General features: G+C 61.5%; 19 protein-coding genes. 11 read left to right on the top strand and 8 right to left on the bottom strand.

Annotated elements, in window-relative coordinates; translation table 11 throughout:
* The 5 genes from WBR57_RS16950 to WBR57_RS16930 form a co-directional block, all read left to right on the top strand.
* Nucleotides 1-512, top strand: a 512-nt coding sequence (locus WBR57_RS16950) for a zinc-binding dehydrogenase (RefSeq protein WP_424084819.1), incomplete at its 5' end; no start/stop codon positions are given.
* Nucleotides 513-525: 13 nt separating this feature from the next.
* Complete coding sequence (locus tag WBR57_RS16945) at nt 526-966, top strand: type II 3-dehydroquinate dehydratase (RefSeq protein ID WP_424084818.1); 441 nt, start codon at nt 526-528, stop codon at nt 964-966.
* A gap of 79 nt (nt 967-1,045) precedes the next feature.
* Nucleotides 1,046-2,296: a flavin-containing monooxygenase gene (locus WBR57_RS16940; RefSeq protein WP_424084817.1), complete on the top strand. Its 1,251-nt coding sequence runs from the start codon at nt 1,046-1,048 to the stop codon at nt 2,294-2,296.
* Nucleotides 2,297-2,380: 84 nt separating this feature from the next.
* On the top strand, nt 2,381-2,692 hold the full coding sequence (locus WBR57_RS16935; RefSeq protein ID WP_424084816.1) for a hypothetical protein: 312 nt from the start codon (nt 2,381-2,383) through the stop codon (nt 2,690-2,692).
* Between the two features lie 465 nt (nt 2,693-3,157).
* Nucleotides 3,158-3,400: a DUF6124 family protein gene (locus WBR57_RS16930; RefSeq protein WP_424084815.1), complete on the top strand. Its 243-nt coding sequence runs from the start codon at nt 3,158-3,160 to the stop codon at nt 3,398-3,400.
* Between the two features lie 186 nt (nt 3,401-3,586).
* On the opposite strand, the gene WBR57_RS16925 is transcribed toward WBR57_RS16930, so the two are convergent.
* From WBR57_RS16925 to WBR57_RS16915, 3 genes are all read right to left on the bottom strand, one after another.
* Complete coding sequence (locus WBR57_RS16925) at nt 3,587-4,315, bottom strand: SDR family oxidoreductase (protein ID WP_424084814.1); 729 nt, start codon at nt 4,313-4,315, stop codon at nt 3,587-3,589.
* Nucleotides 4,316-4,442: 127 nt separating this feature from the next.
* The gene (locus tag WBR57_RS16920; protein ID WP_424084813.1) at nt 4,443-4,928 is read right to left on the bottom strand and encodes a nuclear transport factor 2 family protein; all 486 of its coding nucleotides are present in this window, start codon (nt 4,926-4,928) and stop codon (nt 4,443-4,445) included.
* Nucleotides 4,929-5,135: 207 nt separating this feature from the next.
* Nucleotides 5,136-5,876 carry an SDR family NAD(P)-dependent oxidoreductase gene (locus WBR57_RS16915; RefSeq protein ID WP_424084812.1) on the bottom strand — a complete coding sequence of 247 codons (741 nt, stop codon included), beginning with the start codon at nt 5,874-5,876 and terminating at the stop codon, nt 5,136-5,138.
* 171 nt (nt 5,877-6,047) lie between these two features.
* On the opposite strand from WBR57_RS16915, the gene WBR57_RS16910 reads away from it, so the two are divergent.
* On the top strand, nt 6,048-6,638 hold the full coding sequence (locus WBR57_RS16910; protein ID WP_424084811.1) for a TetR/AcrR family transcriptional regulator: 591 nt from the start codon (nt 6,048-6,050) through the stop codon (nt 6,636-6,638).
* Between the two features lie 200 nt (nt 6,639-6,838).
* Here the strand turns inward: WBR57_RS16910 and msrA are convergent, their stop codons facing one another.
* Entirely contained in the window at nt 6,839-7,345 is a 507-nt protein-coding gene (gene msrA, locus WBR57_RS16905) for a peptide-methionine (S)-S-oxide reductase MsrA (RefSeq protein ID WP_424084810.1), read from the bottom strand.
* A gap of 189 nt (nt 7,346-7,534) precedes the next feature.
* Between msrA and WBR57_RS16900 the strand changes: the two genes are divergently transcribed.
* A complete protein-coding gene (locus WBR57_RS16900) occupies nt 7,535-9,556 on the top strand; it encodes an FIST N-terminal domain-containing protein (protein WP_424084809.1) in 2,022 nt (673 codons plus the stop codon).
* A gap of 101 nt (nt 9,557-9,657) precedes the next feature.
* Nucleotides 9,658-10,698, top strand: coding sequence for an alpha/beta hydrolase family protein (locus WBR57_RS16895; protein WP_424084808.1), 1,041 nt, complete (start codon nt 9,658-9,660; stop codon nt 10,696-10,698).
* A 52-nt stretch (nt 10,699-10,750) separates the two neighbouring features.
* Here WBR57_RS16895 and cynS read toward each other — a convergent pair whose 3' ends face one another.
* Nucleotides 10,751-11,221, bottom strand: a complete 471-nt coding sequence (gene cynS, locus WBR57_RS16890) for a cyanase (RefSeq protein WP_424084807.1) — start codon at nt 11,219-11,221, stop codon at nt 10,751-10,753.
* A gap of 29 nt (nt 11,222-11,250) precedes the next feature.
* On the bottom strand, nt 11,251-11,892 hold the full coding sequence (locus WBR57_RS16885) for a carbonic anhydrase (RefSeq protein ID WP_424084806.1): 642 nt from the start codon (nt 11,890-11,892) through the stop codon (nt 11,251-11,253).
* A gap of 111 nt (nt 11,893-12,003) precedes the next feature.
* Here WBR57_RS16885 and cynR point away from each other — a divergent pair, with 111 nt between their 5' ends.
* Nucleotides 12,004-12,885, top strand: coding sequence for a transcriptional regulator CynR (cynR, locus tag WBR57_RS16880; RefSeq protein WP_424084805.1), 882 nt, complete (start codon nt 12,004-12,006; stop codon nt 12,883-12,885).
* A 10-nt stretch (nt 12,886-12,895) separates the two neighbouring features.
* Here cynR and WBR57_RS16875 read toward each other — a convergent pair whose 3' ends face one another.
* On the bottom strand, nt 12,896-13,531 hold the full coding sequence (locus WBR57_RS16875) for a helix-turn-helix transcriptional regulator (protein ID WP_424084804.1): 636 nt from the start codon (nt 13,529-13,531) through the stop codon (nt 12,896-12,898).
* Between the two features lie 95 nt (nt 13,532-13,626).
* On the opposite strand from WBR57_RS16875, the gene WBR57_RS16870 reads away from it, so the two are divergent.
* A complete protein-coding gene (locus tag WBR57_RS16870) occupies nt 13,627-15,060 on the top strand; it encodes an MFS transporter (protein WP_424084803.1) in 1,434 nt (477 codons plus the stop codon).
* Between the two features lie 39 nt (nt 15,061-15,099).
* Nucleotides 15,100-15,267, top strand: coding sequence for a DUF2986 domain-containing protein (locus tag WBR57_RS16865; RefSeq protein WP_424084802.1), 168 nt, complete (start codon nt 15,100-15,102; stop codon nt 15,265-15,267).
* Here the strand turns inward: WBR57_RS16865 and WBR57_RS16860 are convergent.
* Nucleotides 15,238-15,558, bottom strand: a 321-nt coding sequence (locus tag WBR57_RS16860) for a helix-turn-helix domain-containing protein (protein WP_424084801.1), incomplete at its 5' end; no start/stop codon positions are given. The genes WBR57_RS16865 and WBR57_RS16860 overlap by 30 nt on opposite strands.

Raw genomic sequence — 15,558 nt, 5'->3', positions numbered from 1 at the left:
AGTGTGCACACGCCGCCGGCGCACGGGTGATCGCCACCGCCGGCGGCCCGCAGAAAATCGCGCTGCTGCAAGCCTTGGGCGTATGGCGTACGGTCGACCGTCACCTTGAGGACTTCGTCGAGGCGGTGAATGACTGCACCGAAGGCCGTGGCGTCGACGTGGTGCTGGACAACGTCGGCGGCCCGTACGTGGCGCGCAACCTGGCGGCCATGGCGATGGGCGGGCGACACGTCAGCCTGTCGTTCCTGCAAGGCGCCACCATCGAGTTGGACCTGCAGGTGCTGATGCGCAAAAACCTCAGCCTTACTTCGTCCACTTTGCGCCCCAAAAGCCACGCCGAAAAAGCCCGGCTGGCGGTGTGCATCCGCTCGCGTTTTTTACCCTGGCTGGCCTCCGGCGTAGTGCGCCCACAGGTCCGCGCGCAATTGCCCTTGCACCAAGCCGCCGACGCCCATCGGCTGCTGGAGGCCAATGCCAACGTCGGCAAAGTCGTGCTGACCGTCGCGCCATAACCCGGAGAGCCCCATGACCCACCGCGTGATGTTCCTCAATGGGCCGAATGCCAACCTCTACGGGCTGGACAAAAACGGCAGCTACGGCAGCGAGAGCTTCGCCAGCATCGAAGCGCGCTGCCAACACCACGCCGCCACGCAGGGCCTGCGCCTGGACTTTCGCCAGAGCAACCACGAAGGCGTGCTGGTGGACTGGATTCAGGAAGCGCGGCTGAGCGCTGACGCCATCGTGATCAACGCAGCCGGGCTCAGCTACAGCTCGGTGCCGATCCTCGACGCGCTGCTGGCCTTCGACGGCCCGATCATCGAAGCGCACATGAGCAATATCTGGAAACGCGAGCACTTCCGGCACCACTCCTACATCTCCAAAGCCGCCACCGGCGTGATCGCAGGCCTGGGCGCGCTGGGCTACGAACTGGCACTGACGGCCGTGGCCGCGTTGCTTAAACCTTAATACGGACTCGAAAACACAGCAGCTCCCACACAAGAACTTGGGTGTTAAAGATAAACCTCTTACTTTCCAGGAAACGCTTATGTCAGTAGAAACAATCAACACCCTGGTAGTCGGCGCAGGCCAGGCTGGGGTCGCCATGAGCGAACACCTGTCGCTGATGGGCGTGCCCCACATCGTGCTCGAGCGCAGCCGCATCGCCGAACGCTGGCGTTCCGAGCGCTGGGACTCGCTGGTCGCCAACGGCCCGGCCTGGCACGACCGCTTTCCCGGGCTCAAATTCGAGGGCATTTCCCCCGAAGCCTTCCCGCCCAAAGAACGCATGGCCGACTACTTCGAAGCCTACGTCGAGAAGCTGCAAGCCCCCGTGCGCACCGGCGTGGAAGTACAACGAGTGGAGCGCCACGTGGGCCGCCCCGGTTTCAAGGTCACCACCTCGCAGGGGATCATCGAAGCCGCCAACGTGGTGGCGGCGACCGGGCCGTTCCAGCGCCCCTCGATCCCGAACATCGTCCCCGCCAGCGCGCCGTTGCACCAACTGCACTCGTCCGCCTACAAGAACCCCGGCCAACTCCCCGAAGGCGCGGTACTGGTGGTTGGCGCGGGCGCTTCCGGCTCACAAATCGCCGAAGAACTGCAAAAGGCCGGCAAAACCGTGTACCTCTCGGTCGGCGAACACTACCGCCCACCCCGCGCCTACCGCAGCCGCGACTATTGCTGGTGGCTGGGCGCACTGGGCCTGTGGGACGAAGTCAAAATCCAGCCGAAGAAAAAGCACGTGGCCTTTGCGGTCAGTGGCTACGAAGGCGGCAAGACCGTCGACTTCCGCCGCCTCGCGCACCAGGGCATCACGCTGGTGGGCGTTACCCAGGACTGGCACGACGGCGTCATGACCTTCCAACCCGGCCTGGCTGAAAACGTGGCCGAAGGCGACCGCGCCTACTTCGACGTACTGCGCGACGCCGACGCCTACATCGAGGCCAACGGCTTGCCCTTCCCCCTCGAACCCGAAGCCTGGGACCTGCTGCCAGACCCGGACTGCCTGCTCAACCCGATCCTCAGCCTGAACCTGGCCGAAGCCGGCGTGACCACTGTCCTCTGGGCCACCGGTTTCAAATTCGATTTCAGCTGGTTGAACGTCGATGCATTCGACGAAAAAGGCGAGCCGTTCCACAAACGCGGGATCTCGGCGGAAAGCGGAATTTACTTTTTGGGCCTGCCCAACCTGGTCAACCGCGCGTCATCGTTTATCTACGGGGTGTGGCACGACGCCAAATACGTGGCCGATCACATCGTGTTGCAGAACGAGTACAAGGCCTACGAGAAGTCTTAGCGCAGACTCTGTGGCAGGGCTGAAAAAACAGCAGGGTTTATCGTAGAATGCGCCGCTTGAACATACCTCAAAGGAATGAAGCCCGTGTCCACAAACAGCACCATCACCTGCCCACACTGCATGAACAACGTGCCATGGGGCGCCCGCGTATGTCGGGGCTGCCAAGCAGAAATCTCCTACGGCACCCCGCTGGCAAGCGTGATTTTTTTCATCGTGCTCTCGGTAGGGGCAGGCTGGTACGTCACCAAACTCGCCCACGACCACCTGTTCACCAACTCCACGTTGTTGTGGTGCGTATTCGCCGCAGTAGTCATCCCCTGCGCCATTCTGTCGAGAAAAGCCTGCAAGCGGCTGTATGACGGCAAAACCGAGTTTCGACGTCATTACCGTAAATGAGCGGCTAAAGGGGACGGCTAAAGGGCTAAAGGGGACGAGGGCTAAAGGGGACGGATTTATTTACAACCATTGGGAGGATGCGAAGTATCCGGCCGCTCCTATTTCTGCAAACCCAGTATATGTCCTACAACAAAACGTGAAACGAAGAAAGCCAATGCGATAGCGCCTTGCTCCATTGCCTACGCGTGCGTCAGAATCCGCCGGCTTGTGCGCTTGAGTGGGCGTCTCTAAGGTTGCTCGGTCGCTGAACATTCAGTGATCGGGTTTAGTAGCCCTGGGATTAATTACACTTGGTGCACGAGCTTCATCTATCAGACGTTCCTGTCTGTGCCTGATGGTGGCTGTGCGTAGGGCACCTTCGGGTGCGCCGGCTTTGTGTAATTCCCCGGTCTACTAACCTGCGTACAGCTGCCACCCTTTCGTTTAGTAGCGAAACGGTGTCGGCCTCACTCAGGAATTACTCTTATGGTCAAAGTAACGCCCAACCCTCCAAACCTCTTCAACGTCGCTCCCGACGCCAGCACCGAAACCCTGATCACCAACAGCTACGAAACCTTTTCCTCAGTCACCACCCTGCTGCTCGACCTGTCGGAAGATCTGACCGGCAAACAGCGCGATGTGGCGCTGGCGATTCACCAGTTGAGTGAATTGGGGGTTTTGTTGATGGACAGGCTGATGGAGCGGGAGATTGCTGTAGCCGGAGGGTAAGGCTTTAAAGTCTGTAGCACGATAGATCAGCGAGCCCTCATTAGATTATGAAGGCTCGGCGATTGAGAGACGATGGCGGGCCGCCAGGCCCCCAAAGCTGCCGACCGGTACACGCCAGAAACGCAGTCAAATCTTTGGGAGCGGCGCGAATCAGCGGTCATTAGCAAGCGGCAGGCCTTCATAGGTTTACCAAGGTTGCCGACCGTGACTTCCGAAAAAACCACCGGTAGGACCATCGGAACCCAGCTGCGCCATCTTAATGACTGTTGCCGCCCCTTCTTCAGGCGTCAATACGCCCGAGTTGCCATTGAGATCGGTGCGCACATGCCCAGGCTCCACGGCATTTACTTTGATCCCTAGCGGCTCAAGCTCTTTCGCGAAGCAGACCGTCACGGCATTAAGCGCCACTTTTGACGAGGTGTAATCGAGAAGGTTGACGGTCGAATAGATCGATGTCGGGTCGGTTATCAATGTGAGTGAACCGACACCGCTGCTCATCATGACGATCCGGGCCTGGTCGGCGTTTTTCAGCAAGGGCAGAAAGGCTTGGGTAACACGTACCGGGCCAAACAGATTGACCTCGTAAACGGCCTTCATGTCCTGCATTCGCACTTCACTCGGTGCCTTGGTCATGTCAACCGCGATCCCCGCGTTATTGATCAGGATATCCAGTGCACCGATTTGAGCAGATAAAGTCGCTGCTGCTTGATGCACACTTGCTTCGACAGCAACGTCCAGTTCAAGCAGTCCCGCATCGAGCCCGGCACGATGCAATTGAGCAACGGCCTGCTCGCCCCGACTCCGATTGCGAGCGCCGATCCAGACAAAGAACCCAGCGTCGGCAAGCCCCTTGGCAATCGCCAGTCCGATGCCTTTATTTGCTCCGGTGACAAGCGCCTGTCGTTTGATGGTCATCGTGGTAGTCCTCGGAATGTGGAAATGCTCTTTCTTTACTTTGCAAGACGCCGGGCTGCCAATTCGAAGCGTCAGAACTCCATACCCGAGCGGTCTGGCGAGCTGAATATGGGGCCCGTATCTCCTGTCAGGCGGTCTGGGCTACCGCATCACGTTGAGCTCCCTTGACGTGGTGCTGCAGATCGCCGGCAAAACGCAGAGTCACCTCACGACGAGTGAACCGCCATTCCCCATTATGCCGCTCGAACTGGTCGAGGTACTTGCCGGCGCAGATAGGCTGTAATGGAAAGCCATCAAGCTGTTGATGCACGGTGTAGTAGCTTTGCGAACTGGCCTTATCGCCTGACGGAGCGACATCGATCAGGGCGTTGGTAATCGAATGCCACGTACGGGGCGTAGCATCGGCATGTATTTGAAGGCCGGCCTCGAAGAAACCTAACAACCCGTCAACCGACGAGGCCTCGCTGCCAAGCACATGAATCACCGCATGCTGAAGCACCTCGGCCACACCCGTGAAATCTCCGCTGTCAAGACGATGGATGTAGGTGGCGTGAAGACGATGAATGGCGCTCTCGGCGGCGAGACGTGCGAGTATTTCAGGTGAGTTGGTCATGACTCTCTCCAGGGCCTTAGCCCACAAAGGAATGGCGTATAGCGGTGGCCATACGCTTGAAGCGCTCGGCGGACGACCTTGGCAGCAACCCAATATGGCGTCTGGCGAGCAACGTTTTTTGATAAGCGAGTTGTCAGCCTTGTGGCGGGCAACGGGATGGGATCGACACTTGCGGTCGAACCTCGGGATCCACAGTGACTCAGCGATCTAGCTCTGCGACGCCCCGCCATCCGCGAACAGTTCGACGCCGTTGATGTAGCTGGCAGCATCACTGGCCAGGAAGGCCACACCGGCGCCGATCTCATGAGCCTGGCCGATACGCCCGATAGTGCTTTTCTCACTCAAGGACTCGATCACCGCTTCAGCGTGTTCCGCGAGCATACGGCGCAGTGACGGGGTATCCACAGGGCCCGGGCTCAAGAGGTTGATGCGCACCCCGCTGCCTTTGATATCGAGCGTCCAGCTTCTGACCAGCGTGCGCAGTGCTGCTTTGGTTGCGCCGTACACACTCAAGCCCGGGCCGGGATCGATGGAAGCAGTAGAACCGATGATGACAATGCTGCTGCCCTTTCCCATAAGCGCAAGCGCGCCCTGAACGGTGAAGGTGACGCCCTTTACGTTAGTGCTGAATACCTGATCGAAATAGGCTTCGGTGATACTGCCAAGCGGAGCGATCTGGCCCATACCTGCATTGGCGACGAGCACATCGATTCGGCCATGGCGGGCCTTGATTGTGTCAAACAGCACAGCGAGATCGGCTATCACCGAAACGTCCGCGACCACCGCGCTGGCTCGCTCCCCAAGCGCTGATAACGCCTCATCCAGTTGCTCCTGCCGACGCCCGGTGATCACCACCGTGGCGCCCTGACCTGCCAGCTCTTGAGCGATGGCAAGGCCCAATCCCGAGGACCCTCCGGTGACGAGAACGACTTTTTCTTGAAACTGCATGCTGATGCTCCTGTGCGTGCTGACGAGTGAATCTATATAGCAAACACTACATATCGCTAGAGAATGAAGCAAGACATTTAGTGATTGCTATATAAATATACCCTTCGGCTCGGCACAGTTGCCTCTGCATATAGCGGTCGCTACAATCGCGACCACAACAGCGAGATCACCATGACCGAAAAAATCCGCCAACGCCGCCCTGCTTTCGACAGAGAAGCTGGAGTCGCCATTGCACAGGCCCTGTTCCACGAACATGGCTTCGATGCGGTGAGCCTCACAGATCTGGTCGAAGCCATGGATATCAAGCCGCCCAGCTTCTACGCCGCGTATGGCAGCAAGGCTGAGTTGTTCGAGAAGGCCATGCTGCGCTATGCCAGCGAGCACGCTTTGCCGTTGGACGATCTGCTGGCGCCTGACCGGCCGGTGCCTGAAGCACTTGCCGCGCTGCTGGTCGCGGCAGCGAAGCAGTATGGAAAGGACAGTGTATTGCGCGGTTGCATGATTACCGAGGGCACGCGCGCGGACGACGAGGTGGCCCGCCAGATGGCGCAAACATTGGCGAACGGAGGAGTCAAGGTGATTCGGGATTATCTTGATCAGGCACTGCCCGAAAAAGCCCAATGCCTTACCGACTACCTTTCGATTACCCTGCGCGGGTTATCGTCCGCGGCGTGTAACGGCATGCCCCGCAAACGGCTGATCGAGGCCGCGCAGACGGCGGGCCGGTTCATTGCTCATGAGCTGGATGAAAGCAGCAAATGAACCGCTAACGCACGCGCCCACCAACGAGTTGCTCACGCCGAACTCAGCTATTTTGCCCACCATCCTCATTCAGCATCGCTCCAGCAGCGCTAACAGCGACGGCTCTATTCACAACTGTTGGGACGATGAGGAGGTAAAGGAGACCGATTTACTTACCCAGCCAATACAGTCCCCCGCACTTTCCCCGTCGCCGCTATCTCTTAACCGCGCTTGGGCAACTTCCAATTCGGCCGCACAAAGTGGCAGGTGTAGCCATTCGGAATGCGCTCCAGGTAGTCCTGGTGCTCCGGCTCCGCTTCCCAAAACTCGCGCGCGGGCTCGATTTCAGTCACCACGCGCCCCGGCCACAACTTCGACGCATCAACGTCCGCCGCCGTGTCTTCGGCGATGTCGCGCTGCTGTTCACTCAAGTAGTAAATCGCCGAACGATAGCTCGGCCCAAGGTCATTGCCCTGCCGGTTAGGCGTGCTGGGGTCGTGGATCTGGAAGAAGAACTCGAGAATCTGCCGGTAGCTGATCACGGCAGGGTCGAATACGATTTCAATCGCTTCGGCATGGTTACCGTGATTGCGGTAGGTGGCGTTCGGCACATCGCCACCGGTGTAGCCGACGCGTGTGTGCAGTACGCCGGGGTAGCGTCGCAACAGGTCTTGCATGCCCCAGAAGCAGCCGCCGGCGAGGATGGCGGTTTCGGTTGGGTTGGTCATGGTCTGTGCTTCCCCTCAGTGGATATACCGTAGTTATGGGGGCGCGTTGGCCAATACCAAGGTGGACGCTTCAGCGGCTGCGGCCATCCGTCGCATCGCTACGATAGGCCCTACAGCCCCCTCACCGCCCGCCGATACCCCTTTCATTGCGAGCTTCACGCATCCCCTTTCCGATCGAGCCCCACCACCATGAACCCCCTCTCTGTCTTCAAAAAAGCCCGAGCTGACCGTCAAGGCACCGCCACCCTCACCTGCACCGCCAATCAACTCGACGCGTCGTTGGCCAGCCTGCGCATCAGCCCCACGCTGATCACCGGTTTCATCTCCCCGCACCTGGACATCGACCAGGTCGCCGCCCAGCTCAAGCGCCGCTTCCCGCAAAGCACCATCAGCCTGTGCACCACCTCGGGCGAGTTGTGTAATGCGGCCGGTTCGTTGTATTGCGCCACGGGCGAGCGCTGGGACCGGATCGTGTTGCAACTGTTTGATGACAGTGTGATCGCCTCGGCCGAGGTGGTGATGGTGCCGCTGGAGTGCGAGGACATCCGCAGCGGCGGCAAGCGCCTGGGCATGCAGGAGCGGATTGCCAAGCTGGTGAACAATATCAAGCGGGTGCAGGTGCGCACCTCGATTGATCATCGCGATACCTTGGCCTATGTGGTGTTCGACGGGTTGTCGGCGTCGGAGTCGTTTTTCATGGAAGCGCTGTACGAATCAGGGCGCTTTCCGTGTTTGTTTGTAGGGGGATCGGCCGGCGGCAAGTCGGATTTCCAGAAGACGCTGATCCACGATGGCCAGCGCAGCTATCAGAACCATGCGCAGATTGTGTTCCTGAAAACCGCAGCCCAGGTGCGATTTGGCGTGTTCAAGAGCCAGAATTTCAAACCGGCGGATTTGACCTTCAGCGTGCTGACCGCTTCGGTGGAGGACCGCACGATTGACCAGGTGATCGACAGCAACGGCAATATCAAAAGCATGGTGCAGGCCCTGTGTGATGCCTTCAATTGCCCGGCCCAGGCACTGGAGCAGAAACTGGCGGATTACTCGTTTGCGATCCGTGTGGGCAGTGAGTTGTTTGTGCGGTCCATCGCGCGGATCGACTACGAACAGCAGATCGTGCAGCTGTTTTGCGACGTGGCACCCGGCGAGGAGCTGGTGATGGTGCGGCGTACGCCGCTGCGCGAGGCCACGCGCCGGGATTACGAGGCGTTTTTGCGCGGCAAGGGTGGCCAGCCGGTGGCGGGCATTCTCAATGACTGCATCCTGCGCAGGGCCAACAACGGCGCCGAGCTGAGCAGCATGGCCGGCACCTTCGGCGATGTGCCGCTGGCGGGCTTCAGCACCTTTGGTGAAATCCTCGGGCTGAACCTGAACCAGACGCTGACCGCGATTTTCTTCTTTCGGGTGGCCAAGGGTGCGAGCTTCAGCGACGAGTATGTGGATAATTTCATCGCTCACTACGGCGAGTTCAAGGCGTTTTTCCTGCGCCGCCAAGTGAAGAAACTCGCGGGTTTGAACCATGTGGTGGTCAAGCAGATTGCCGCGTTCAAGAACAATGACTTCGCCAACACCCTGAATACCCGCGGGCTCGACAGCAATATCCTGCCAGTCTTCGAAGGCCTGGCGGACCTCGGCCAGGTACTGGCCCAGGCCGAGCACCAGCAGGCGGATATTGCCGCGCAGCTCAAGCATTACTCCGGCGAACTGCACGCCTCGATGGACGATCTGGTGGGCACCATCGACCGGCAAAACACCGTCTCGGCGCAGGCCGGCGCTACGGTGGAAGGCTTGTCCAGCCAGGCGGATGACGCGGTGGAAGGCGCGCGCAGCCTGGCCGGATCAAGTTTGCGTATCCAGTCGATTGTGCAGGTGATCCAGCAGATCGCCGGGCAAACCAACCTGCTCGCCCTAAACGCCGCCATCGAAGCCGCCCGCGCCGGCGAGTTGGGCCGCGGCTTTGCGGTGGTGGCGGACGAGGTGCGCAAACTGGCGGAGATCACCCGCACAAATGCGGCGGAAATCGGCGTGGACATCGACCTGCTGTCCGGCGAAATCCAGCGTGTCGCCCAGCAAATTGAAGACCAGTCCACCGGCGTTGGTGCGCTGCGTGAAATGCTCGATGCGCTGGAAGCCTCGAGCCGCGCGACCGAAGGCACCGCCCAGCGCACCAAGACCATCGCGGACACCCTGACCGGGCTCACCCATGCGTAGGCGTTGACGCAGATCCTTGATAAAAACGGCGCGCGCATCATGGCAATAGCCCACCGATTCAGGCGATGATGCGCCAGCCAAAATCAAGGACGATAACAACAATGAAACGCCTTTGCCGCGCCCTGTTCCTGCTGTGCCTGAGCACCCCCGCCTTCGCTGCTCAAAGCCCCGTCGGTTTCAGAACCGCCACCCTGCCCGATGCGCAAAATCACCGTGCGCTGGAGATGTTTGTCTGGTACCCCGCCACCACCGCGGCCAAACCCAAGTTGATCGGCGATAACGCGGTGTTCATCGGCGCCCTCGGCGTGCCTGAGGCGCCGCCGGCTGCCGGCGAACATCCGCTGGTCGTGCTCTCCCACGGTTACGGCGGTAACTGGGGCAAGCAGGTGTGGCTGGCCAGTGCCCTGGCGCACAAGGGTTACATCGTGGCGGCGGTCAACCATCCCGGCACCACCACCCAAGACCGCACCCCGCAGGCCGCCGCCCAATTATGGCAACGCCCGGCCGACCTGAGCCGGGCTATCGACGCAATCCTGGCCAAGCCGCAGCAGTTTGGCGCGGTCGCCACACACCAGATTGCCGCGATTGGCCATTCCCTCGGCGGCTGGACCGTGATGGAAATTGGCGGTGCGCGTTTCGACCCCGACCTGTTCGCCCGCGACTGCAGCGTTCACCCGAAATTGGGCGGCTGCATCGGTTACCACGAAATGAACCCCGCCGGCACGCCAGCCGGCAAAACCCAGCTCGCCGCCGATAGGCGCGACCAGCGCATCACCGCCGTAGTGCCTCTGGACCTCGGCCTGTCACGCGGCCTGACCGACGCCAGCCTGGCGGCATTTCCAGTGCCGGCGCTGGTGATCGCGGGGGGCGTGCCGACGGAGGATATGCTTCCGGCACTGGAGTCCGCCGACATGGTCAAGCGCCTGCCAAAAGCCTCGACGCAGTACGTGGAAATCAGCGACGCCACGCACTTCAGCTTTATGCCAATCTGCAAGCCGGGCGGCATGGCGTTGATTGAAGAGCGTTCGCCGGGGGATGGCATGATCTGCCGCGATGGTCAGGGGGGGCGGCCAAGGGCGCAGATTCAGCAGCAGGTGATCACGCTGATCAGTGAGTTTCTGGCGCGTGCGTTCCACCCATAAACAAAGCGCGAGCCCGGCCACCTTTCAGCGCCGGGCCCGCTTCACCGCACAATCAGAACGGCTTGGTCGGCAAGTACTTGCCATCCAGTGTGATCACCGCGCGCGAACCACCGTCCGGGTCGTCGACCTTTTTGACGTCCAGCTTGAAGTTGATCGCGCTGATGATGCCGTCGCCGAACTTCTCGTGCACCAGCGCTTTCAGCGTGGTGCCGTAGACCTGGATCATTTCGTAGAAGCGGTAGATGGTCGGGTCGGTCGGGATGCCGTTGCCGAGGCTGCCGCGCAGTGGGATGGTTTGCAGCAGTGCGACGGCGTCTGCGTCGAGGCCGAGGGTGTCGGCGACGGCTTGGGCGGCGTCGGCCGGCAGCGGGTGCTGGCCGAGCAAGGCGGCGGTGACATAGGCTTCGGACAGGCCGGTGCCGTCGGCGATCTGGGCGAACGACAGGTCTTTGCGGGCCTTGGCCAGGAGGATGACGTCGGTCAGGGCAAGGCGCGAGGTCTGGCTGATTTGTGACTGGATCATGGGGTTTTCTCCGTGGGTAAAAATCGGGATCAGTGCGAAACGGCGCGGACGCTTGGGTTGCCGGCAAGGGATACGAATTTTCCGCTACGGCTGTCGAAAGCTTCGATGCAGCCGCTTTCGATGTCATAGACCCAGCCGTGCAGCGTCACGCGCTGTTCTTCGAGGGCGAGGCGCACCGAGGGGTGGGTCTGGATATTGGCCAACTGCGCGATCACGTTTTCGCGGACCATCGACGCGACTTTGGCTTGCGCGCTCAGATGCTGGCGGGCTTCGTTCACCACGCGGCCGGAGTCAGCGTAGCGCAGCCAACCGGCCACGGCGGGCATGTTGTCCAGGCATGTGCAAGTGGCGATGGCGGTCATGGCGCCGCAATCGGAATGCCCGCAAATCACGATGTCGCTGACATGCAAGGCGGCGACGGCGTATTCCACCGAGGCCGACACCCCGCCCGGCTCAGGCCCGTAGCACGGCACGATATTGCCGGCGTTGCGGATCACAAACAGGTCGCCGGGCTCGCGCTGCGTGACCAGTTCGGGCACCAGGCGGCTGTCGGAGCAAGAGATGAACAGCGCCCGCGGGCTCTGCTGGTTGGCCAGGTCTTTGAACAGGCCGGCGCGCTCGGGAAAGGCGTTGCGCTGAAACTTCAGGAAACCGTCGATGATGTCTTGCATGGGTGACTCCTTTGGATCGCGATGCGATGGAGCAAAGGTTACGCAGCAGGCCCAATAAGGTAAAAGTCTGATATATGATCTGACCCATCAGATAATCTTATGGGCACGACCATGCTGGCACGCCACATCCAGTACTTTCTTGCGGTCGCCGAGCATCAAGGTTTCACCAGGGCGGCAGCGGCCTTGCATGTCTCGCAGCCGGCGCTGTCGCAGCAAGTGCGGCAATTGGAAGAAAGCCTCGGCGCACAGCTGTTCGATCGCTCGGGCCGCATGACGCGTCTGACCGATGCCGGTGAGGTTTACCTACGCTACGCGCTACGGGCGGCGCAGGAACTGCAAGCAGGCCAGCGCGCGATTCATGACGTGAGCGATTTGAGCCGAGGCACGCTGCGGATTGCGCTGACGCCGACTTTCACCACCTACCTCGTCGGGCCACTGGTTGAAGCCTTTTACGCTCGCTACCCGAACATCACCTTGAACGTGCACGAGCTCGCCCAGGAACAGATGGAAACCCAGCTGTTGGCGGACGAGCTGGACGTGGGGATCGCGTTTGATGGGGTGCACGCCCAGGACATCGACGCCTCTGCCCTGCTGGTCGAAACCCTCGCGCTGGTGGTCGGCAGGCAACACCCGCTGGCGGGCGAACCCAGCATCGGGCTGGAGGCGCTGAATGCGCAGTCACTGATCCTGCTGGGTAAGGCGTTCGCCACCCGCGAGCAGATCGACCGCTACTGCAACCAGCATGGCATCCGCCCGCGCGTGGTGATGGAGGCCAATGTGATAGGCGCGTTGATCGAGGTGGTGCGCAGAACCACGCTGTGCACATTGCTGCCGGCCGCCATCGCGCGGGCGCATCCAGAACTGGTGGCGATCGAGCTGGGGCCGCAGCGGTTGCAGCGCACTGCGGTGTTGATGCAGCGCAAAGGCGTTTATCAGTCTGCGGCTGCGCGGGCGTTCATCGAAGTGGCCAAGGCCGTGGCGGCAGCGCTGTAGCAGAACAGCATTAAGCCTCGGCCTGGGCAATCCGATAGGCGCAGCGCCGAGCGCCCAGTTGGATGTGCTCCACTCGCTCGACTTTCGCCTGCAATACCTGCTGGAAAACCTGTAGCTCTGCGCGGCAAAAGCCCTGGCACGCGGTGGCTGCGGCGCAGATCGGGCAGTGGTTCTCCACCAGGATCAAGGCGCCGTCCGGCTGCTCGCTGCAGTGCGCCATGTAGCCTTCGCGCGTGCGCATCTCGGTCAGCCGCTCGACCCGATCCTTCAAGCTGACCAGGCCTTGCATTTCGCGCTCGTACAGGGCTTGGGTCTGGCGCTCGCGCACGTCGATCAGGCGCTCGATGGCGTCCTCGCCGAAGGTCTCGCGCACGGTCTGCAGCAGTTGCACGGTGAGCTCCGAATGGGTGTCGGGAAACCGCGCATGCCCTGCCGGCGTCAGCTGCCACACCTGGGTCGGGCGCCCGACGCCACGCGCTTGCGAGGTGGCGTGTACCAGACCGCTGGCCGCCAGCTTCACCAACTGCTGGCGCGCGGCTTCGCCAGTGGTGCCGAGAAACTCGCCGGCATCACTGGCCAGTTGCGGCCCGCGCGTCTTGAGCAGGTGCAGCAAGCGATCCGCCGTAGACGCCGGTGAATATTCCAAGTCATTTCTTGACAAAATAATTAGCCCCAGCCCAATATTCAAAGCAATTGCTTGGCAAATTAACTCAAGCCCCTTTGCAGTACAAGGAATCGTCGATGCAAACCCAGGACAGCAGTTGGGGCGAATTGCTCCGCGGCAAAAACGCCCCCCGCTCCATCGCCCTCTCGGGTGGCATTGCGCTCTACGCCACCAACACCTACATCGCCACGACCATTCTGCCGTCGGTGGTCGCCGAAATCGGCGGGCTGGAACTCTATGCGTGGAGCACCACGCTGTACGTGGTGGCGTCGATCATCGGTTCAGCCCTCACCGCCAAGTTGCTGCAACGCACCGGCCCGCGACTGGCCTACACCGTCGCCACGCTGATCTTCATGGTCGGCGTGCTGATCTGCGCGTTGGCGCCAAACATGCCGGTGATGCTGGTCGGGCGTTTGATCCAGGGGCTGGGTGGCGGGATGCTGCTGGCCCTGTGTTACTCGATGATCCAACTGGTGTTCGAAGAGCGCCTGTGGCCACGGGCAATGGCGCTGGTGTCGGGCATGTGGGGCGTCGCCACGCTGGTCGGGCCGGCGGTGGGCGGGGTGTTTGCGCAAATGGACGCCTGGCGTTTCGCCTTTGGCGCGATGGTGCCGGTGAGCCTCGCGTACATCGTGCTGACCCGCCGCGCCCTGCCGCCCCGCGACACCACGGCGAATACCCCCAGCCGTCTGCCGGTGCCGCAACTGGTGCTGCTGGCCGCTGCGGTGCTGGCGGTGTGCGCGGGCAGCGTGTCGTCGCTGCCGAGCTGGAATATGCTGGGCATTGCCGCCGGCGCCGTGCTGGTGTGGCTGCTGATTCGCCAGGAATCCAAGGCCACGATTCGCCTGCTGCCAAGGGACGCGCTGCGGTTCAGCACCCCGCTGTGCGCGCTCTACGCAACCACCTGCCTGCTGGTGATCGGCATGAGCAGCGAGATTTTCATGCCGTACTTTTTGCAGCATCTGCATGGCCAGTCACCGCTGATCGCCGGCTACATGGCGGCGCTGATGGCGGCCGGCTGGACCGTATCGGAAATCCTCAGCTCCGGCTGGACGGGGCGCGGCGCACACCGTGCGATTCTCGCAGGGCCGCTGTTTATCATCGGCGGACTGGTATTGCTGGCCATCACCACGCCGGTGGCCAGCCTGGGTGAATGGGCGCGACTGGCGCCGATCTGCCTGGGGCTGTTCCTGGTCGGTTTCGGCATTGGCCTGGGCTGGCCGCACCTGCTCACACGCATCCTGCAAGTGGCGTCGCAGCAGGATAAAGACACCGCCGCCGCGTCGATCACCACCCTGCAACTGTTCGCCATGGCCCTGGGCGCGGCGCTGGCGGGGGTGATCTCGAATGTGGCGGGCATCAACGATACGACCGGCACTACCGGCATCGCCAGCGCGGCGCAATGGTTGTTCGCGCTGTTTGCGTTGGCGCCGGTGTTGGCGCTGTTCATGGCGCGGCGGGCAACGCGGACGAGCAACCGGCCGTATGACGAAGCAGTCAGGGGTTTTTAGCTGGTATCATCCGCGCCTTGACAGACCAGGTAGATACACATGAATCGCCAGAAAAAACTCCAGCAGCTCTTCAAGGCCAAGGCCAAGAAAGCCAGCGCCAAACTGGCGCCGAAAAGCAAAGACAAATACATCAGCAAGGCCGACCGCGCCAAACTCGAGGCCGAGGCGGAGCCAGCGTCAACTGGCGCCAGTGATACGCCCAGCTGACGGCGTACCCGTTTCATACTTGCCCCAGACACGCCGCAGATGCCGCGCCGAACCAAAGCCGGCGCGCTCGGCGACGGTTTCGATGTCCAGGTTCGATTCAGCCAGCAGCTCACGGGCCACGGTCAAGCGCAGTTGGTGCAGATAATCCAGCGGGCTAGCGCCGACGTGTTCGTGAAACAACCGCGCCAGGTGGCGGCTGCTGGTGTAGGCCAGGCCCGCCATGCGCGTCACGGTCCAGGCCTCACACGGCGCGGCGGTGATTGCGTCCTGCACGCGGTGCACGGCCGGGTG

It is taken from the genome of Pseudomonas sp., assembly GCF_049590575.1.
In the GTDB taxonomy this organism is placed as follows: domain Bacteria; phylum Pseudomonadota; class Gammaproteobacteria; order Pseudomonadales; family Pseudomonadaceae; genus Aquipseudomonas.
This window is presented reverse-complemented; position numbering and strand designations above follow the sequence as displayed.